The following is a 19,487-nucleotide window of genomic DNA, read 5'->3' on the forward strand; positions in this document are numbered from 1 at the left end:
CGCACCGCCGGGGTGCTACCGCATGAAACGGCCGCCGTTGAGGTCCAGCGTCGCCCCGGTCATGAAGGCCGCGGCCGGCGAGGCCAGGTAGACGACGGCGGCGGCCACCTCGTCGGCCAGGCCGAAGCGGCCGAGCGGGATGCCGGCCTTCAGCACCTGCTGCCGCTCGGGTGGCAGCGCAGCGAGCGCGGGGCTGTCGATGGCCGCGGGCGCCAGCGCATTCACGGTCACGCCGTGCGGCGCCAGCTCCTGCGCAAAGGCACGCGTCAGCGCCAGCAGGCCGGCCTTGCTGGCCGCGTAGTGCACGCCGGTGGCGCTGCTGACCTGCTGCCCGGCCAGCGAGGCCAGGTTGACGATGCGGCCCGCGCCGCGTTCCCGCATGTGCCTTCCGGCGATGCGGCAGCCGAAGAAGCTGCCGCGCAGGTTGATGGCGAGCACGTCGTCCCACTCGGCGGGCGTGATGTCCCACAGCGAGGTGGTCGGCGTGCGCGCCGCGTTGTTGACCAGGATGTCGACCGCGCCGAAGTGCGCCACGGCCTGCGCGAAGCGGTCGCCGAAGGCCTGCTCGTCGCGCACGTCGAGCGGCAGCGCGAGGCCATTCACCTCGGCGGCAACGGCCTGGGCGTTGGCTTCGTCGATGTCGGCCAGCGCCACGCGCGCACCGGCCTGCGCCAGCCCTCGCGCGATGGCCGCGCCCAGCCCCTGCCCTGCGCCGGTCACGAAGGCCACGCGCCCTGCCAGTGGAAGCGCGGTGGCGTGCGTCATCCGGCTTTGGCGGGCCGACCGTCCCAGGTCTGCGGCCCCACGCCGCGCTCGCGCAGCTTGAACTTCTGCACCTTGCCGTTCTCGGTGCGCGGCAGGTCGGGCAAGAGGTCGATGTAGCGCGGCACGGCGAAGTACGGCAGCCGGCCTTCGCAGAAGCGCGCCAGCTCGGCCGGGTCGATGGCCACGCCCTCGCGCGCCACCAGCGCGGCCATCACCTCGTCTTCGGCCAGCTCGGAGCGCACGGGGTACACCGCGCACGAGGCCACGCCGGGGTGGCTCAGCAGCACCTGCTCGACCTCGAAGGACGAGATGTTCTCGCCGCGCCGGCGGATCGCGTCCTTGATGCGGTCCACAAAGCGGAACGCGCCGTCGGCATCGCGCACCACGCGGTCGCCCGTGTGGAACCACAGGTTGCGCCAGGCCTCGACGGTCTTCTCGGGCATGTGGAAGTAGCCGCTGGCAAAGGCATAGGGCTCGTCCGCGCGCAGCAGCAGCTCGCCGGCCTCGCCGGGCGGCAGCGGCACGTCGTCTTCGTCGGCCACGCAGGCCTGGAAGCCGGGGCGCAGCCAGCCCATGACGCCGCCGCGCGGCGAATCAGGCGCGGTGGCGATCGCGAAGTTGGTTTCGGTCGAGCCGTAGCCTTCGAGCAGCGCCACGCCCGTGCGCGCCTGGAAGGCCTGACCCGCCGCCGCGGGCACGCCGGGCCCGAGGCCGGTGCGCACGCGGTGATTTCGCTCGCCCTCGCCTTCGGGCTGCGCCAGCAGGATCGGCACCATCGCGCCGAGCAGGTAGACCACGGTCGCGCCGTTGGCGCGCATCGCCGGCCAGAAGCCCGAGGCGGAGAAGCGCGACTCGAACACCACCTCGGCCCCGGTGAGCGCGGCCTGCGCGAAGGTGTTGAGCGCATTGATGTGAAACAGCGGCAGCGTGGTGCACAGCACGTCGTCGCGGCCGACGCCGAGCACCTCGGCGCTGTTCACGCCCCACCAGAAGTATTGCGCCTGCGGGCAGATGACGCCCTTGGCCGGGCCCGTGGTGCCCGAGGTGTAGAGGATGGCGAGCGGGTCGCCCGGCTGCACCGTGGCGGGCGGCAAGGCCTGCGCACCCGGCGGGTAGGCCGACGCGCGCACGCCGGCGGGCGGCGTCCACGGCGCTTCGGCCTCGCCGACCACCCACACCTCGCGCAGCTCCGTGCGGGCCAGGTCGGCCGTGGCCAGCCGATCGAGAAAGCCCGCCTCGATCACCAGCAGCTTCGCCTCGCTGTTCGCGAGGAAGTATTCGATCTGCGGCCCCATCGACGCGGTGTTGACCGGCACGACCGAGGCGCCGAGCCAGCCCGCGCCGAGAAAAGTGTCGAGGAACTCGATGCGGTTGCCACACATGACGGCGATGCGGTCGCCGCGCGCCACGCCATGCTGCGCGAGCGCACCGGCGCGCGTGGCCGCCGCATCGGCCGCGTCGGCATGCGTCCATTGCCGGCCTGCGATGCGCAGCAGCGGGCGGGCGCCGAACAGCGCCGCCTGCCGCTGCAGCATGGCGGGCAGCGTGCGTTGCGCCGGCGGCACCGCGCGCGGGTCACTCGTCATCGTGCGTGCCTCCGCCGAGGTAGGTGGCCTGCACGCGCGGGTCGCTGGCCAGTTCGGCCGACGCGCCCGAGAGCGCGATCTCGCCCGTTTCCAGCACGTAGCCTTCGTCCGAGCTTTCGAGCGCGGCGCGTGCGTTCTGCTCCACCAGCAGGATCGACACGCCGTCGTCGCGCAGCTTGCGCACGATGGTGAGGATGTCGCGCACGATCAGCGGCGCCAGGCCCAGGCTGGGCTCGTCGAGCATCAAGAGGCGCGGCGCCGACATGAGCGCGCGGCCCACGGCCAGCATCTGCCGCTCGCCGCCCGAGAGCGTGTCGGCGCGTTGGGCGCGGCGCTCGGCCAGGCGCGGAAAGCGGTCGTACACCGACTGCAGCTGCTTCTTCATCGCATCGCCCCGCAGCCGCTTGGCGTAGGCGCCGAGCTGCAGGTTGTCGAGCACGGTGAGTTCGCCGAACAGTTCGCGCCGCTCGGGCACGAGGCACAGGCCGCGCTCCACGCGCGACTCCACATCGAGCCCCTGCAGGTCTTCGCCTTCGAAGCGCAGCGTTCCTTTGCACGGCAGCAGGCCCATGGCCGCGGCCAGCAGCGTGGTCTTGCCCGCACCGTTGGGGCCGATCACCGAGATGATCTGGCCCCGCTGCACGTCGAGTGACACGCCGCGCACCGCCTCCACTTGCCCGTACGACACATGCAGGTCCCCGATCTCCAGCATCGCGGTCATACAACGCTCCCCAGGTAAGCCGCCTGCACACGCTCGTCCGCGCGGACCGCCGACGGCACGCCCTCCACGAGCTTGGAGCCGAAGTTCATCACCACCAAACGGTCCACCAGTTTCATCACGAAGTCCATGTCGTGTTCGACGATCAGGATGGTCACGCCCTCCTCGCGCAGCTTGCGCAGCAGGTCGCCCAAGGCCATCTTTTCCTTGCGGCGCAGGCCGGCCGCGGGCTCGTCGAGCACCAGCAGCACGGGGTCGGCGGCCAGCGCGCGTGCGATTTCCAAAATGCGCTGCGTGCCCAGCGGCAGGCTGCCCGCGAGCTCGTGCGCGCGGTCGCCCAGGCCGATGCGGTCGAGCTGGCGCTGCGCCTCCTGCAGGATCTGGCTTTCTTCTGTGCGATCGAGCCGCAGGCCCGCCTTCAGGATGCCCGAGCGCGTGCGCGAGTGCGCGCCCAGCGCCACGTTGTCCAGCAGGCTCATGTGCGGGCGCAGCTTCACGTGCTGGAAGGTGCGCGCCAGCCCGAGCCGCGCCACCGCGCGCTGCGGCATGCCGGCGATGTCGTGCTCGAGAAAGCGCACCTGGCCCGCGCTCATCGGCAGCGTGCAGGTCAGCAGGTTGAACATGGTCGACTTGCCCGCGCCGTTGGGCCCGATGAGGCCGATGATCTCGCCCGCCTTGACGTCGAAGCTCACGTCGTTCACCGCCACCAGCCCGCCGAAGCGCTTCACGGCGCCGTTGACCGACAGCACCTGCGTGCCGCGTGCCGGCAGCTGCCGGTGCGGCAGCGGCTCGACCGGCGCACCGGTGTAGCGCGAGGCGCCCTGCGGCGCGGCACGCCGGCGCGTCCAGCGCCGCAGCAGGCCCATCACGCCGCCGCGCGCAAAGTGCAGCAGTAGGATGAACAGCGCCGCGAAGGCCACGGCCTCCAGCTGGCCCGCGCGCTGCGTGAGCATCGGCAGCACGTCCTGTAGGCCGTTCTTCAACACCAGCACCAGCGCCGCGCCCACCAGTGCACCCGCCAGCTGCCCGAGCCCGCCGGCCACGGCCATCAGCAGGTACTCGATGCTGGCGCGCACGTCGAAGGGCGACGGGCTCACGAAGCGGTTCATGTGCGCATAGAGCCAGCCCGCCAGCCCCGCGAACAGCGCCGCCGTGACGAACAGCGACAGCCGCACGCGGTACGCATCCGCCCCCACGCTGGCCAGCAGCGTGGCGCCGCCGCGCAGCCCGCGAATCGCGCGGCCGGGGCGCGACTGCAGCAGGTTGTGGCTGAACAGGCAGGCCAGCCCGACCACGACCCAGATCAGGTAGTACATCGCGCGCGGATCGGCCAACGACCAGCCGCCGATCTGCAGCGCCGGGATGTTCGACAGGCCCGTGTGGCGCCCGAGCGCATCGACGTTGCCGAACAGCATCGCGATCGACAGCCCCCAGGCGATGGTGCTCAGCGGCAAAAAGTGCCCGCCCAGGCGCAGCGTGAGCATGCCGATGGCCAGCGCCGACAGCCCCGTGAGCAGCAGCGCGAACAGGAGCCCCAGCCACGGCGACAGGCCCTGCGTGGTGGTGAGCCACGCCGTGGCGTAGGCCGCGATGCCCACGAAGGCCGCCTGGCCGAACGAGGTGGCGCCGCCCACGCCGGTGAGCAGCACGAGGCCCAGCGCCACCAGCGCGCCGATGCCGATGTCGTTCAGCAGCGAGACCGTGAAGCTGCCCGCCACGGCCGGCACCAGGGCCAGCACGACGATCACCGCCGCGATCCACGCCATGCGTTTGGTGTTGCCGTTCATTGGTCCACCTCGTCTTCTTCCTCTTCCGAATGGGCCGCCATGAAGGAGCGCAGCATGAGCACCGGGATCAGCAGGCTGAACACGATCACGTCTTTCAGCGCGCCGCTCCAGAACGACGCGAAGCTCTCGACCACGCCGACCGCCAGCGCGCCGATGGCCGTCATCGGGTAGCTCACGAGCCCGCCGATGATCGCGGCCACGAAGGCCTTCAGGCCGATGATGAAACCCGAGTCGTAGTACATGGTGGTCACCGGCGCGATCAGCACGCCGATGAGCCCCGCCAGCAGCGAGGCGCAGCCGTAGGCCAGCAGCGCCGTGCGCACCGGCCGGATGCCGACCAGCCGCGCGCCCACGCGGTTCACGGCCGTGGCGCGCAGCGCCTTGCCGGCCACCGTGCGCTCGAACACCAGGAAGAACAGCCCGCTCAGCACCACGGCCGCCCCCACCATCAGCACCACCTGGCCGCTGACCGTGAAGCCGTCGCCCAGCGTGAACACCGCGCTCGTGAGCGGCGTGGTGCGCGAGCCCTCAGGTCCGAAGAACAGCAGGCCCAGGCCCGACAGCAGAAAGTGCAGCGCGAGCGACACGATCAGCAGCACCAGCACCGAGGCATCGGCGATCGGCTGGAACACCACGCGCGCCAGCAGCGGCGCGATGGGCACCACCAGCAGCACGGCCACCGCGATGTGCACGGCCACCGGCACGCCGGGCCGCGCCGCCAGCCAGGCGAGCACGCACGGAATGGCGGGCAGCACGCCCCACATGAGCACCGCCTTCGGGATGCGCGCGGCCTCGCCGCGCCGCAGCAGGCTGCCGATTTCGGTGGCCAGCGCCAGCGCGGCCAGCACCGCGACCATGCCGATGGTCGGCGGCACGCGGCCGGTTTCGAAGGCCGCCAGCGACAGCGCGGCAAAGGCCGCGATGTCGCCGAACGGCACGAACACCACCCGCGTGACCGAGAAGATCAGCACCAGCCCGAGCCCGGCCAGCAGATAGACGGCACCGTTGGCCAGGCCGTCGGTGACGAGGATCAATGCCACGTCCCAGTTCATAGAAAAACCTCTGTCGGAGTCATCGTTGTCGTTGTCGTGAAGAAAAACGGGAGATTCAAGGGGCGAGCTTCCATTGGCCGTTGTCGAGCTTGACGATCACGCGGGCGCGCTCGTCCACGCCGTACAGGCTGCCGGGCTTGAAGGTGTAGACGCCGTGCGTGCCGACCACTTCCTTGGTGCTGAAGATGGCGTCGCGCAGCGCCACGCGGAACTCGGGCGTGCCCGGCTCGGCCTTCTTCATGGCGCGCGAGGCGGCGTCGGCGAACACCAGCCAGCCGTCGAACGAGTAGGCCGAGAAGGCGTCGCTGGTGGGTGCGTTGTTGACCTTCTGGAACACGGCGCGGAAGTCGGTCGCGATCTTCTTGGTCGGGTAGTCGGCCGGCAGCTGCTCGGCCACGATCACCGGGCCCGTGGGCATGAGCGCGTTCTGGCCGGCCGCGCCGACCACGCGCACGAAGTCGGGGTTGATGAGGCCGTGCTGGCCGTACACGCCGCCCTTGAAGCCGCGCTCCTGCAGCGCCAGGAACGGCAGCGCGCCCGGCGTGCCGGCGCCGCCGGTCATCACCGCGTCGGGGCGCAGCGCCACGATCTTCAGCACCTGGCCGGTCACCGAGGCGTCGGCGCGCGCGTAGCGCTCGTTGCTCACCACCTTGATGCCGGCGCCCGGCGCGGCCTTCATGAGGGCTTCGTACACCAGGTCGCCCCAAGCGTCGGAAAAGCCGATGTAGCCCACGGTCTTGACGTTGTTGCGCTTCATGCGCTCGACCACCGAGTCGATCATGAGCTGCGTGGGCTGCGCCACCGTCATGACCCACGGGTTCTCGTTGGGGTCGAGCAGGATGGGCGTGAGGCCGATCATCGGCGTCTTGGCCTCCTTGCCCACCTGCGCCATCGCGATGGCCGACGGCACGCCCGAGGTACCCATGAGCACGTCGACCTTTTCGTCCTCGATGAGCTTGCGCGCGTTGCGCCCGGCCGTGGTCGGGTCGGAGCCGTCGTCGAGCACCACGAGCTGGATCTTGCGGCCGTTGACCTCGCCCTTGTAGGCCAGCGCGGCCTGCATGCCCTTGGCGTACGGCACGCCCAGCGAGGAGTTGGGCCCCGACAGCGACACGCTGAGTCCGACCTTGAGGTCGGCCGCCAGTGCGCTCGCCACACCACAGGCGGTCAGCGCCGCGGCGAGGGCACCGCGCGTCAAGGTCTGCATCAGGTTCTTCATGTCGTAGCTCCAGTGAGGAAGGATGGAAGGAACAGAAACTCAGATGAACAACTGGATCGCGGGCAAGGCGCGCGTGGCATTGAGCAGGTCGATGCGCTTCTCGCGGATGGACCAGCCCGTGGGGGTGCGAATGAGGTGGTGGCGGGCGGTGCCGCTCAGCAGAATCTGGTCGTCGCCGCGCGCCTCGATGTAGAGAAAGGGCGTGCGCAGGCGCACGTCGTCGGCGCCCTCTTCCTCGATGTGCGAAGGCTGCAGCACATGCTGGCTGTGGCTGGCCGGGTGCTGCGAATGCGCGCGCGGGTTCTTCAGGCGCTCCACGCGCAGCTGCAGCAGCAGCCGGTCTTCATACGCCAGCGAGTTGTGCGAGAACGGATCGGCCTGCGCCGCGCCGAGCAGCGGCACCCAGTAGTGGCCGTCGTCGGCGAACAGGGCCAGCCAGTCGTCGAAGCGGCGCGCGTCGAGCAGGGCCGCCTCGTGGGCGATGAAGTCGCGCGGGTCGTTCATGCCGCCACCTCCGGCGTCATGGCGCGGGCCCAGGCGCGGAACTGGTTGCGCATGAGCAGCTCGTTGGTGCCGTTGGTGGTCACCGTGGCCTGCTGCGTCTCGGCCGGGTCGTGGTTGCGGTGCAGGCTGATCCATTCGTTGCCGCCGGCGCGCAGGCCCTTCTGGATGCTCTCGAACAGGTGCACGTCGTCGTGCGCCACCACCGACATGGGCGAGAACACGAGCCGGTTGTAGCTCATGGCGCGCTCGAACAGGAGCGCGGGCGCGCCGGCCGCGCGGAAGCTCCAGGCCTCGACGAGCGTGCGGTTGGCCGCCAGCGGGCGGATCACGCGGATGGCCTGCGGCGAGCCCTTGACCGACAGGCTCGGGTACAGCACCGAGTTCTGCGGCGAGCGCTGCAGGATGTCGGCGGCGCGCTCCACGCCGTGCGCGGCCTGCATCGCGGCCTCGTACTCGGGCAGCTGCGCGTAGTTGGAATGGATGCTGAAGTTCACGCCCAGCACGCTGTGGCCGTTGGCGAACACGCGCCCGCCCATCTGGTCGAAGAACTCGTAGCCCGAGCCGAAGGGCAGGATCTGCTCCATCGCCATCGGCTTGGGGTCGGTGGGCGCATGCCCTTCCCACAGCGCCTCGGCGGCCTTGGTGGCCGACTCGTGCGTCGACATCGGGTGCACCGTGTCGTTGATGTTCTCCAGGTACATCTTCCAGTTGCAATGGACGATGTTGCGCAGCACGCCGCCGCCCACGGTGAGCTTGCCCTCGGGCGAGCGGTCGACCATGTTGTCCAGCGCGCCGAGCACCTCGCCGAAGTAGTCCTCGAACGACGGGCCCGTGTCCGCGAGGCGCACGAACACGAAGTCGCGGTACACCTTCACGTGCTTCACCACCGACAGCCCCTGCCCCGACTCGCAGGCCTTGAGCTGCGTGCCCTCGTAGCCGTTCTTCAGCGGCAGGCCCAGCGGCGCGCCGTCGAGCTTGTAGGTCCACGCGTGGTACGGGCAGCGAAAGAAGCGGCCGGTGTTGCCGCTCTCGTCCGTCACCAGCTGCGTGCCCTTGTGGGCGCAGCGGTTGTACATGACGTGCACCGCGCCGTCGGGCTGGCGCACCATGAGCAGCGGGCGGCCCGCGATCTCCTGCGTGACGAAGTCGCCCGCCGCCGGCACCTGGCTGGCATGGCCCAGGAAGACCCAGGTGCGGGCGAACAGGCGCTCCTGCTCCAGCGCGAACAATTCGTCGCTGAGGTACAGGTCGCGGTGCACCCGGTCGTCGCGGACCAGCGCCGCGACGAGATCGGGGCGGTTGCGGTAGGCGGTCATGGCGGTGGGCTTCGGTTAGACCAAGGTCAGGGAACGAGCTTCCACTGGCCCTTGTTCATCTGCACGATCACGACGCCGCGCTGGTCCGAGCCGTAGCGGTCGTCGGGCTTGAAGGTGTAGATGCCGTGCGTGCCCACCAGCTCCTTGGTGCCCACGATGGCATCGCGCAGCGCCGTGCGGTACTGCGGCGTGCCGGGCTCGCCCTTGGTGCGCGAGGCCGCGTCGGCCAGCAGCAGGTAGGCGTCGTAGGTGTACGACGAGAACGCATCGGTGGGCACCGCGCCGTTCGCCTTCTGGTACGCAGCGCGAAAGCCCATCGCGACCTTCTTGATGGGGTTGCTCTCGGGCAGCTGGTCGGCCACCAGCACCGGGCCGCTGGGCACCTGCAGGCCGTCGATGGCCGTGCCGCCCACGCGCACGAAGTCGGCGTTGATGAGGCCGTGCGTGCCGTAGATCTTGCCCTTGTAGCCGCGCTCGGCCAGTGCCAGGTAGGGCAGCGCGCCCGGCGTGCCGGAGTTGCCCGCGAACACCGCGTCGGGCCGCGCCGCGACGATCTTCAGGATCTGCCCGGCCACCGACGAGTCGCTGCGTGCATAGCGCTCGTTGGCCACCACCTTGATGCCCGCGGTGGCGGCGCTCTTCATGAGCGAGTCGTAGGCCAGGTCGCCCAACGCGTCCGAGAAACCGATGAAGGCGACCGTCTTCACGCCCGACTTCTGCATGCGCTCGACCACGCCCGCCACCATGAGCGGGAACGGCTGCGACACGGTGACGGTCCACGCGCCGTCCGCGCCCGGGATGGTCACGGGCGTGGGCGAGATGAGCGGCGTGTTGAGCTCGCGCGCCACCGAGGCGATGGCCATCGCGCCCGGCACGCCCGAGGTGCCGATGAGCACGTCGACCTTGTCTTCCGTCACCAGCTTGCGCGCGTTGCGCCCGGCGGTGGTCGGGTCGGACGCGTCGTCGAGCACGATGAGCTGCACCTTGCGCCCGCCGATCTCGGGCCGCTCGGCGATGGCCGCGCGGATGCCCTTCTCGTAGGGCACGCCCAGCGCCGCGACCGGCCCCGAGAGCGAGCTGATGAAGCCGATCTTGAGGTCTGCCGCCGCCGCACCGACGGCGGTGAAGGCGGCCAGCAGCGCGAGGCCAAGGCGGGAGATTTTCTTCATGGGAGCTTCCTCTTCGGGGGTTGGAATGGGGACGAGGGACGGTCAGTAGCGCAAGGTGCGGCGCGATTCGAGGTCGGCATCGACCTGCGCGGGCGTGAGCCGCTCCGGCTTGCATTCGAAGCGCTCGAACAGCGCCAACTGGTCGGCGTAGTGGCGGTCGCGCACGCCGGCCGGGCTCACGAAGCCGCTCTGCCCCGGCGCAGCGACCGAGCACATGTCGAGCGCGCCCGGGCGCAGCACGACGCGGTAGTTGAGCGTGCCGCGGTTCATGTAGGGGCTGACCTCGGGCTCGTCGCCCGCGCCGGCCCACGGCACGCCGATGGCGTTGATGCGCGAGAAGCGGTGCCGCACCACGGGCGTGGTCCACGCGGCCATGTCGGGCCCGAGGCGGGTGCGCAGCTCGCCCACCGCATCGGTCAGCGCGGCGCGCATCATCGTGCGCGGGTCCTGCCCGTTGAAGAAGTCGTGCCGCTGCGGCACGCCCGAGGCCGGGCCGCTCAGCGCGTTCCACAGCAGCTTGGCCACGGCCGCGGGCTGTGCGCTGCCCGGCGAACCGCGCGGCGTGAGCGTGGGGTAGCCGAGGTTGGCGTAGGTCGCGAACACGGCCGGCGGCAGGTCGTCGGCCAGCAGGCGCCGCGACATCGCACCCAGCCAGGCGCGCAGCACGGTGGTGGCGCGGTTGTCGTACACCTCGCCGCCCGGGGCGACGCGGTTCTTCAGGTCCCAGTTCGCGAGCAGGTCGGCCGCGCGGCGCGCGGGGTCGCCGGCCGGCAGGCCCTTGGCCGCGTCGACGATGAGCGGCACGAAGTAGCGTGCGTTCAGGTCGGCCAGTGCCGCGCCCTGGCTCACGCGCCAGACCTCGTCGGCGCCCAGCTTGGCCGTGCCCTGCAGCTGCGCATGGATTTCGGCCACGCGGTCGACGTGCGAGAAGTTCGCGCCGTCCGCGCGCAGGCCTTCGGCGATCTGGTTGTTCCAGCTCGCGAGGTAGCCCTGCGCGGGGTTGTAGGCGCGCGGGTTGGCGCTGAACGGCAGGCTGCCCTGCCACTCCATGCTGCCGTCGCCGCGCGCGGGAAAGCGGATGTCCTGCGTGGCCGGGCGGCGCGGCATGCGGCCCAGGCCCACGGCGCCGATGTTGCCCGCCACGTCGGCATAGAACCAGGTGATGGACGCGGCCACGCGCTCGCCCTGCGCGAGAAAGCCCGACCAGTCGCGCGCCCGCGCGGCACGCGCCCAGCCCAGCATGGTCTCGACCTCGCGGCCCTGCCAGGTGCTGCGCGCGGTGTAGGCGCGGGCGTTGTCCACGTCCCAGCTCTGCACGAAGCCGTGCACCGTGGCGTAGATGTCCACGCTCTGCGGCGCGGCGCCCTTCACGCGGATGACGTCGGTGCGCCGGGTCATCGGGCGGTAGGCGCCGTCGTACTTGTATTCGTGGCGGTTGGTCGGGTTCAGTTCTTCCTGGTAGATGTCGTTGGTGTCGAGCGAGCCCACCGTCGAGCCCCAGGCGATGGTGCCGTTGGTGCCGAACAGCACCGGCAACAGGCCGATGGGCGTGAGGCCCGTGAGGTCGTAGCCCGCGCCGTGCAGGCCGATGCCGTGCACGAACGACGGGTTGTTGAAGCCCTGCTGCGGGCCGTTGTACAGAACGGCCACGCCTTCCTTGGTGCGCGAGGGGCCGAGCACCCAGGCGTTGCTGGCGGTGGGCATGCCTTCGGTGGCGGCCAGGCCCATGCGGGCGACCTGCGTGGCGCGAAAGTCGGCGGCGGCCTGCGCGGAAACCGGCGCGAGCGCGGCGTCGCCGGGCTCGGCGCTCGCCAGCCGGTTCGCGTTGCCGCGCGGCACGATGGTCGGCGCGGTCGGGTCTTCGAGCCAGCGCAGCTGCTCGTACAGCTGCAGGCCGGCCACGTCGCCGCGCGCGGCCTTGAGCTGGTTGAGCAGCGAGAGGTTGGCGACCTCGGCGGTGCCCGCGAAGAAGCGGTTGAGGATGAGGCCGATCCAGACCATGGTCACGTCGTCGGCGGTCCACGGTGCCGGCTCGAAGCCGTTGTCGATGAACTCGCGCGGCATCAACTTCGCGCGGTCGGCCAGCACGTCGCGGATGCGCGCGTTGACGCCCGCGGCGTAGCCTTCGAACATGGCGCGGTCGTCCGCGCTCAGCGCATCGATCTGGCGGCGGATCGACACCGGATCGATGTTGGAGCGCGTGGCCTTGTCGGTCGCGACGAACTCGGCCCCCAGCACCTCGGCCACGCTGCCGTTGCCCGAGCGCCGCGCCATCTCCAGCTGGTAGAGCCGGTCTTCGGCGACGGCATAGCCGAAGCCGTGGAACAGGCCGCGCGTGTCGCTGGCGTAGACGTGCGGCACGCCGTAGCGGTCGCGCTTGATGGTGACTTCTCCTCTGCCGCCGGGGGCGGTCGCGGCGCAGCCGGCCAGCAGCGCGGCGGCGAACAGCACGGTGCCGGTCGCGCGCCGGCGGCGCAGGGAACGAAGCAGCGGGTGCATGGGGTGGGCGGCGTTCATCGGATCGACGCGAGGGCGTTCAGGGCACCAGCTTCCACTGGCCCTTCTCGAGCTTCACGACAACGCGCGAACGGTCGTCCGAGCCGTAGCGCTCGGTCGGCTTGAAGTTGTAGACGCTGTGCGTGCCCACCAGCTCCTTGGTGCTCACGATGGCGTCGCGCAGCGCCAGGCGGAACTGCGGCGTGCCGGGCTCGGCCTTGGTGGCGAGCGCGCGCTGGGCGGCGTCCAGGTACACCAGCCATGCATCGAAGGTGTAGGCCGAGAAGGCGTCGGTCGGCGGGGCGCCGTTGGCCTTCTGGTAGGCCGCGCGGAAGTCCATCGACACCTTGCGGATCGGGTTGTCGTTCGGCAGCTGCTCGGCCACGATCACCGGGCCGGTGGGGGCCAGCAGGCCTTCGACCGACGCACCGCCCACGCGCACGAAGTCGGGGTTGATGAGCGCGTGCATGCCGTAGATCTGGCCCTTATAGCCACGCTCCGAAAGCGCGAGGTACGGCAGCGCACCCGGCGTGCCCGAGGTGCCGGTGATCACCGCGTCGGGGCGCAGCGCCACGATCTTGAGCACCTGCCCGGTCACCGAGGCGTCGCCGCGCGCATAGCGCTCGTTCGACACGATCTTGATGCCGGCGGGCTCGGCGCTCTTTTGCAGCGCGCCGTACACCAGGTCGCCCCAGGCGTCGGAGAAGCCGATGTAGCCCACCGTCTTCACGCCCGACTTCTTCATGCGCTCGACCACCGCGCTCACCATGAGCGGTGCGGGCTGCGGCAGCGTGACCATCCACGCGCCCTCCTCGCCCGGCAGGTTGGCGTTGGCGATGGAGATCAGCGGCGTCTTGGTTTCGCGCGCCACGCCGGCAATGGCCAGCGCGCCGGGCGAACCGGCCGTGCCGATGATGACGTCGACCTTGTCCTCGTCGATCATCTTGCGTGCGTTGCGCGCGGCCGTGGTGGGGTCGGACGCATCGTCGAGCTGCACCAGCTGGATCTTGCGGCCGCCCAGGTCGGCCTTGTAGGCGAGCGCGGCCTTCATGCCCTTTTCGTACGGAATGCCCAGCGACGACACCGGCCCCGACAGCGAGGTGATGAAGCCGACCTTGAGATCGGCGGCCCACGCGCTGGCGGCGCTCAGCGCGCCGAGGCCCGCGGCGACGGCCGCGAGGGTGCGAATTCGGTTCAGGACTTTCATGGCGATGCTCCAGAGGTGATGTTTTTGAACGGAACGAAACGGACGCTGAAATGAAACTAGAGGGCCAGGCTGCCGACGCTGGTGCCGCCGCAGACATAAAGCACCTGGCCGGTGACGAAGCTGTTCTCGGGCGCGGCGAAGAAACGCACGGCGCGTGCCACGTCGGCCGATTCGCCCAGGCGCTTGACGGGCACCGAGGCCGCGAGCGCGCGCTCCTTCTCGCTGCCGGCCTCGACCACGTCGTAGAACATGTCGGTGCGAATCGGGCCCGGCGCCACCACGTTCACCGTGATGCCGTCGGCCGCGAGCTCCAGCGCCCAGGTGCGCGCCATGCCCAGCATGCCGGCCTTGGTGGCCGAGTAGCTGGTGCGCGTGGCCAGGCCCAGCGCGGCGCGCGACGACAGCAGCACCACGCGGCCGAAGCGCTGCGCACGCATCGCGGGCAGTGCGCCCTGCACGAGCTGGATGGCGCAGCCCAGGTGCAGGTCGACCAGCGCATCGAGGTCGTCGAGCTTCACGTCGGGCAACAGCGCGGCGCGGATGACGCCGGCGTTGTGGACGATGGTGGTCGGTGCGAAGCGCTCGACCAGTTCGCGCACGGCCTGGCCGGTGGCGGCGCGGTCGGCCAGGTCGACCTCGAGGCTGTGCATCTTGGGGTGGTCGATTTCGGCCTTGCGACGTGCAAGCGAGATCACCTCGTAGCCTTGCGCGAGCAGGTCTTCGCAGATGGCCTTGCCGATGCCGGCGCTGCCGCCGGTGACGGCCGCGACCTTGGGGACGGCGGCGCTCATGCCGTGGCTCCCACCAGGGCCAGCACGCGCAGCGGGCTGCCGCTGCCCTTCTCGATCTTCAGCGGCGGGCAGATCAGCACCGCGCCCGACGCTGGCAGCAGGTCGAGGTTGCTCAGGCACTGCAGGCCGTAGCGGCCCGCGCCGTGCATGTAGTAGTGGCAGGGGTACGGCGGACGCAGGTGGTAGCCCTGCCCGGCGTCGGTGCCGATGGCTTCGGAGCCAAAGCCCAGCACGTCGCGCTGCTCGACCAGGAAGCGCACGGCCTCGGTGCTCGGGCCCGGCGTGTGCTGGCCGGTCTCGTCGAAGTTCTGGTAGGCCTCGGGGTCGGTGCGCTTGGACCAGTCGGTGCGCATGAGCACCCACGCGCCCTTGGGAATGCGGCCGTGCGCGGCTTCGTAGGCCTCGATGTCTTCGAGCGTCAGCAGGTAGTCGGGGTCGTCCTTCACCTGCGGCGAGCAGTCGATCACGCAGGCCGGCGCCACGAAGTGCTGCACGGGGATGGTGTCGACCGAGTTGTTCGGCAGGTCGCGGCCCGAGATCCAGTGGATCGGCGCGTCGAAGTGCGTGCCGGTGTGCTCGCCGCAGGAGAAGTTGTTCCAGTACCAGCCCGGGCCGCGCTCGTCGTACTTCGACACTTCCTCGATGCGGAAGGGCCAGCACTGGCCCATCTCGGGCGGCAGCGCGATCTGCGGAAACTCGGGCGTGAGCGTCTGCGTGAGGTCGATCACGCGGATGCGGCCGCTGGCCATGGCGGTCACGAGGCTGCCGAGGACTTCGGCGGCGGACATCAGTTCGGTTGTCGTGGTCATTCGTGTGGCTCCTGTTCTCAGCCGCCAGCGGCCAGTTCGCGTTCGAGCACCTTCGGGTTGTCGCGCCAGCGCTCCAGCCACTCCTGCGCCACGTCGCCGGGGTACACGTCTTCCACGCCGTCGCGCAGCGCCTTCACGATGGCGTTGGCCAGCGCGGTGGGCGCCAGCTTGGGCGGCGGCGTGTGCTGGTTCCATTCGTCGTCGATGGGGCCGGGGAACACGTTGATCACGCGGATGCCGGCGGGCCGCATCTCGGCGCGCAGGCACTGCGCCAGCGAATGCGCCGCGGCCTTCGAGGCGCTGAAGGTGCCGTGCGGCGGGAAGTTGCTCAGCGCGTAGATCGACAGCAGGTTGACCCACGCCGTCGCGCCCGTGGCGCCGTCGGCCGAGCGGCCCTTGAGCGCGGGGCCGAACTCCTGCGCCAGACGCAGCAGGCCGAAGTAGTTGATGTCCATCTCGGCCTTGGCCACGTCGGTGCCGCGCCGCGCACCGATGCCGAAGGTGCGGTGCACCTCGGCGTTGTTGATCACGATGTCGACCTTGCCGCCGATGGAGCCGGCCAGCTCGGTCACCTGGCGGCCGTTGGTGAGGTCCAGCGGCACGAGCGTGACCTGCGGCAGCGCCGAGATGTCGTCCAGGCCGTCGCCCATCTTCTTCCACGGTTCAGCGTGGCCGACCCAGACGATGTCGGCGCCGGCCTTCACCAGCGCACGCACGAGGGCCTGGCCCGTCTCGGTCTTGCCGTCGGTCACCAGCACCTTGCGGAACTTCGGGTCGCTGGTCATTTCGCGCAGCATCTTGTCGTCGGCCATGTGGGGACTCCCTTCAGTCGGAAAAGCAATGAGGACGGCCTGGCCGGCGCGGTCGAGCCGGGCGCCGACACGCACGCGCGTGGGCGCATCGCCGACCTCGCCGTGCAGGTGGACCATGAGCGTGGGGCCGGCATCCAGGTGCACCAGGCCCAGCCGCCAGGGCAGCCGCTCGCGAAAGAACAGGTCGTTGCTGTGGTGCAGCGTGGTGCTGCCGAGCAGCGCGCCCTCGCCGCTCTGCTGGCGCCAGCGCAACGCCGACGACAGGCACTTGTGGCAGACCTCGCGCGGCGGGTACTGCACGGTGCCGCAGTCCTCGCAGGTCTGCAGCTCGAAGCGGCCTTCGGCGGCGGCGGCCGTGAGGCCGAGCGCCACGCGGCCGCGCGCGCCGGGCGGCAGGTTCATCTGCCGGGTACGCAGCACCGGGTTCTTGCGCGGGGGGCGCATCATGGGCATCGTCATGCGGGTCTCCCCAGGATGACCGCGCCTGTACAGAGGCAACGGTCGTAGGTCACCATGCCGAAGCCGGCGACGAGGCCCAGCTGGGCGTTGGGCACGGCGCGCGCGCCGGCCTGGTCGGTCAGTTGTCGGATCGCCTCGACCATGCCGAGGAAACCACCCGCCGCACCGGCCTGCCCGGCCGAGAGCTGGCCGCCGCTGGTGTTGTTCGGAAAGCTGCCGTCGAAGGTCATGGTGTTCGCCTGCACGAAGGCCGAGCCCTCGCCCTTCTCGCAGAAGCCCAGGTCTTCGAACTGCATCATCACGATGACGGGGTAGTCGTCGTAGGTCTGCACGAAGTCGAGCGCGGCGGGCTGCACGCCGGCCTGCGCATAGAGGTCGTCGCGGTCCTTGCGCCAGCCGCCCTGCACCATCACCGGTTCTTCGGCGTAGGCGTTGTGGCGCTCGATGGCGCCGCGGATCACGACGTGCGCCAGGCCCAGGTCGCGCGCGCGCTCCTCGCTCATCACGAGGAAGGCGTCGGCGCCGGCGCAGGGCATCACGCAATCGAACAGGTGGATCGGGTCGGAGATGGGCCGCGCGGCCATGTACTCGTCGAGCGTGAGGCCCTTCTTGAACATGGCGTTGGGGTTGCCCAGCGCGTTGGTGCGCTGGTCCACGCAGATGCGGCCGAAGTCCTCGCGCGTGGCGCCGTAGGTGCGCATGTAGTTGGCGGTGATGAACGCGAAGATCGAGTTCGGGCCGCCCGAGCCGTAGGGGTAGCTGGCGTCGCGCGCGAAGTTGCTGAAGCTGCCCAGCGTCTGGCGAAAGGAGTCGACGTGGTTGGTGTCGGCGCCCACGCAGGCGACGATGTCGGCATCGCCCGCCTGCACCGCACGCGCCGCGCGGCGCAGGCACATCACGCCCGAGGCACCGCCGGTGGGCATGTGGTCGAGCCAGCGCGGCGACAGGCCCAGGTGCTGCGTCACGCCCACGGCCGTGTCGGGCGCCAGCGAGAAGCTGCTCAGGCACAGGCCGTCGATCTGCTCCTTGGCCACGCCGCTGGCCTGCACCAGCGCGTCGATGGCCTGGCCGACGAACCAGTGCGCGGTGCGTGTGGAGTAGCGCACGTAGGGCACGGTGACGGGCACCGCGACCGCGACGCCTTCATAAGAGAGCCGTCGCTTGGTCATGCCTGCCTCTTTTTCATGGAGCGCGTGTCGATGCAATGGCCCTGGCCCGGCAGCGACTGCGCCATCTCGCGCAGCTGGCCGCGCTGGATCTTCTGCGAGGGCGTGAGCGGCAGCGCGTCGACGAAGGCCACGTAGCCCGGCGCCTTGTAGTACGCCAGCTGCGCCAGCGCGTGCTGGACGATGCTGGCCGCGACTGCTTCGCGCTGCGACGCATCGCTGCCGTCGCGCAGCACGATGCAGGCGAGCACTTCGTCGCCGCGCACCGTGTCGGGCGTGGCGGCCACGGCCGAGGTCTTCACGGCCGGGTGCTGGTTGAGCACGCTCTCGACCTCGACGGCCGAGATGTTCTCGCCGCTGCGGCGGATCACGTTCTTCTTGCGGTCGACGAAGAAGAAGTTACCGTCGGCGTCGCGACGCACGAGGTCGCCGGTGTGGAACCAGCCGTCGGCCCAGGCTTCGCGCGTGGCTTCTTCGTCCTTCAGGTAGCCGGAGAAGAAGTAGCGGCGCGGGTCGGTGCCGGCCGAGCGCACCAGCAGTTCGCCGGGCATGTCGGTGCCGACGTCGCTGCCGTCCTCGCCCATGAGGCGGATCTCGACGAAGTCTTCCTGCCGTCCGAAGCAGCTGGTGCCCACGAGGCGCGGCTCGCGGTTGGCCATGATGCAGGCGGCCGCGCCGGTCTCGGTCATGGCCCAGGCCTCGACCAGCGGGAAGCCGAAGCGCTCCTCGAAGGGCGCGTGGTTCTTGCGGTCGACACCGGCGCCGAAGCCCCAGCGGATCGCGTGGTCGCGGTCGGCCGCCGACGCGGGGGCCGACAGCAGCATCGCGGGCATCACGCCCAGGTAGTGGACGATGGTCGCGCCGCTTTCCTTCGCGCTGGCGAGCCAGCTCTTCGGGTGGAAGCGGTCGAGCTGCACGAGGCAACCGCCGGCCACCAGCACCACCATGGTCGAGAACGCCATCGCGTTCATGTGGTTGAGCGGCAGCGGCGTGATCACGCGTTCGGCGTCGGGGCGGATGCTGCACACGCCGTCGAGCGCGGCATACCACTCGCCGGCACGCAGGAAGTACGCGTTGCTCAGGATGCAGCCCTTGGGCCGTCCCGTGGTGCCCGAGGTGTAGAGCAGGCCGCATTCGGTGTCGGTGCCGATGGGCTCGCCGGCGCGCGGCGCGGCGGTCTTCGCGGGCGGCACGGCATCGTCGGGGCCCATGGTCTCGAAGGCCACGCCGGCCTGCGCGGCGGCGGCCTGCAGGTCGGCGGCGCGCTCGGGCAGCGTGACGGCCAGGCCGATCTCGCTGTGGCCGATGAGGTAGACCAGCTCGGCCGAGCGCATCTCGGCGTTGATCGGCACCACGCTGGCGCCCAGCGCGTTCAGCGCGAGCCAGTGGAAGATGAAGGCGGGCCGGTTCTCCAGCAGCAGGCCGACGCGGTGGCCGTGGCCGTAGCCGGCCTGCGCGTAGGCGCTGCGCAGCCGCTCGATTTCTGCGGCGGCTTCGCCCCAGCGGATGGCGCCGGCGGCGATGCCGTAGGCGGCGGCGGTCACCGATTCGGTGAAGAGGAATTCGGCCTGCGGGGTGCGCGCGGCCGTGGCGGCGAACACTTGGTGGACGGTGGCGTGGGTCATCGCGTC

General features: G+C 70.6%; 16 protein-coding genes. All 16 read right to left on the reverse strand.

What is annotated here, in order from left to right:
• Positions 1-15: 15 nt before the first annotated feature.
• The 16 genes from AC1RAD_RS20500 to AC1RAD_RS20575 are packed head-to-tail and all read right to left on the reverse strand — an operon-like array spanning position 16 to position 19,481.
• The gene (locus AC1RAD_RS20500) at positions 16-765 is read right to left on the reverse strand and encodes an SDR family NAD(P)-dependent oxidoreductase (protein WP_492736865.1); all 750 of its coding nucleotides are present in this window, start codon (positions 763-765) and stop codon (positions 16-18) included.
• On the reverse strand, positions 762-2,351 hold the full coding sequence (locus tag AC1RAD_RS20505) for an ATP-dependent acyl-CoA ligase (RefSeq protein WP_492736867.1): 1,590 nt from the start codon (positions 2,349-2,351) through the stop codon (positions 762-764). The genes AC1RAD_RS20500 and AC1RAD_RS20505 overlap by 4 nt, the downstream gene beginning before the upstream one ends.
• Positions 2,341-3,072, reverse strand: a complete 732-nt coding sequence (locus AC1RAD_RS20510) for an ABC transporter ATP-binding protein (RefSeq protein ID WP_056571787.1) — start codon at positions 3,070-3,072, stop codon at positions 2,341-2,343. The genes AC1RAD_RS20505 and AC1RAD_RS20510 overlap by 11 nt, the downstream gene beginning before the upstream one ends.
• Positions 3,069-4,856, reverse strand: a complete 1,788-nt coding sequence (locus tag AC1RAD_RS20515; protein WP_492736869.1) for a branched-chain amino acid ABC transporter ATP-binding protein/permease — start codon at positions 4,854-4,856, stop codon at positions 3,069-3,071. Before AC1RAD_RS20515 ends, AC1RAD_RS20510 begins: the two co-directional genes overlap by 4 nt.
• Entirely contained in the window at positions 4,853-5,908 is a 1,056-nt protein-coding gene (locus tag AC1RAD_RS20520) for a branched-chain amino acid ABC transporter permease (protein ID WP_070062349.1), read from the reverse strand. The genes AC1RAD_RS20515 and AC1RAD_RS20520 overlap by 4 nt, the downstream gene beginning before the upstream one ends.
• 55 nt (positions 5,909-5,963) lie before the next feature.
• Entirely contained in the window at positions 5,964-7,127 is a 1,164-nt protein-coding gene (locus AC1RAD_RS20525) for an ABC transporter substrate-binding protein (RefSeq protein ID WP_492736871.1), read from the reverse strand.
• Positions 7,128-7,166: 39 nt separating this feature from the next.
• The gene (locus AC1RAD_RS20530; protein ID WP_492736873.1) at positions 7,167-7,631 is read right to left on the reverse strand and encodes an aromatic-ring-hydroxylating dioxygenase subunit beta; all 465 of its coding nucleotides are present in this window, start codon (positions 7,629-7,631) and stop codon (positions 7,167-7,169) included.
• A complete protein-coding gene (locus AC1RAD_RS20535; RefSeq protein WP_492736875.1) occupies positions 7,628-8,947 on the reverse strand; it encodes an aromatic ring-hydroxylating dioxygenase subunit alpha in 1,320 nt (439 codons plus the stop codon). The genes AC1RAD_RS20530 and AC1RAD_RS20535 overlap by 4 nt, the downstream gene beginning before the upstream one ends.
• Before the next feature lie 26 nt (positions 8,948-8,973).
• Positions 8,974-10,116 (reverse strand): ABC transporter substrate-binding protein, encoded by a 1,143-nt coding sequence (locus AC1RAD_RS20540; RefSeq protein ID WP_492736877.1) that lies wholly within the window; start codon positions 10,114-10,116, stop codon positions 8,974-8,976.
• Positions 10,117-10,158: 42 nt separating this feature from the next.
• Positions 10,159-12,615 carry a penicillin acylase family protein gene (locus AC1RAD_RS20545; RefSeq protein ID WP_492736878.1) on the reverse strand — a complete coding sequence of 819 codons (2,457 nt, stop codon included), beginning with the start codon at positions 12,613-12,615 and terminating at the stop codon, positions 10,159-10,161.
• 37 nt (positions 12,616-12,652) lie between these two features.
• Positions 12,653-13,819: an ABC transporter substrate-binding protein gene (locus AC1RAD_RS20550; RefSeq protein WP_062474998.1), complete on the reverse strand. Its 1,167-nt coding sequence runs from the start codon at positions 13,817-13,819 to the stop codon at positions 12,653-12,655.
• 56 nt (positions 13,820-13,875) lie between these two features.
• Complete coding sequence (locus AC1RAD_RS20555; protein ID WP_492736880.1) at positions 13,876-14,610, reverse strand: SDR family oxidoreductase; 735 nt, start codon at positions 14,608-14,610, stop codon at positions 13,876-13,878.
• Positions 14,607-15,419 (reverse strand): cyclase family protein, encoded by an 813-nt coding sequence (locus AC1RAD_RS20560; RefSeq protein ID WP_095950538.1) that lies wholly within the window; start codon positions 15,417-15,419, stop codon positions 14,607-14,609. The genes AC1RAD_RS20555 and AC1RAD_RS20560 overlap by 4 nt, the downstream gene beginning before the upstream one ends.
• A gap of 17 nt (positions 15,420-15,436) precedes the next feature.
• Positions 15,437-16,690: an SDR family NAD(P)-dependent oxidoreductase gene (locus tag AC1RAD_RS20565; protein ID WP_492736882.1), complete on the reverse strand. Its 1,254-nt coding sequence runs from the start codon at positions 16,688-16,690 to the stop codon at positions 15,437-15,439.
• Complete coding sequence (locus tag AC1RAD_RS20570) at positions 16,687-17,859, reverse strand: thiolase family protein (RefSeq protein WP_492736884.1); 1,173 nt, start codon at positions 17,857-17,859, stop codon at positions 16,687-16,689. The genes AC1RAD_RS20565 and AC1RAD_RS20570 overlap by 4 nt, the downstream gene beginning before the upstream one ends.
• Positions 17,856-19,481 carry an AMP-binding protein gene (locus AC1RAD_RS20575; RefSeq protein WP_492736886.1) on the reverse strand — a complete coding sequence of 542 codons (1,626 nt, stop codon included), beginning with the start codon at positions 19,479-19,481 and terminating at the stop codon, positions 17,856-17,858. The genes AC1RAD_RS20570 and AC1RAD_RS20575 overlap by 4 nt, the downstream gene beginning before the upstream one ends.
• Between the last annotated feature and the right edge of the window lie 6 nt (positions 19,482-19,487).

It is taken from the genome of Variovorax sp. GW823-FHT04B03 (genome assembly GCF_058796495.1).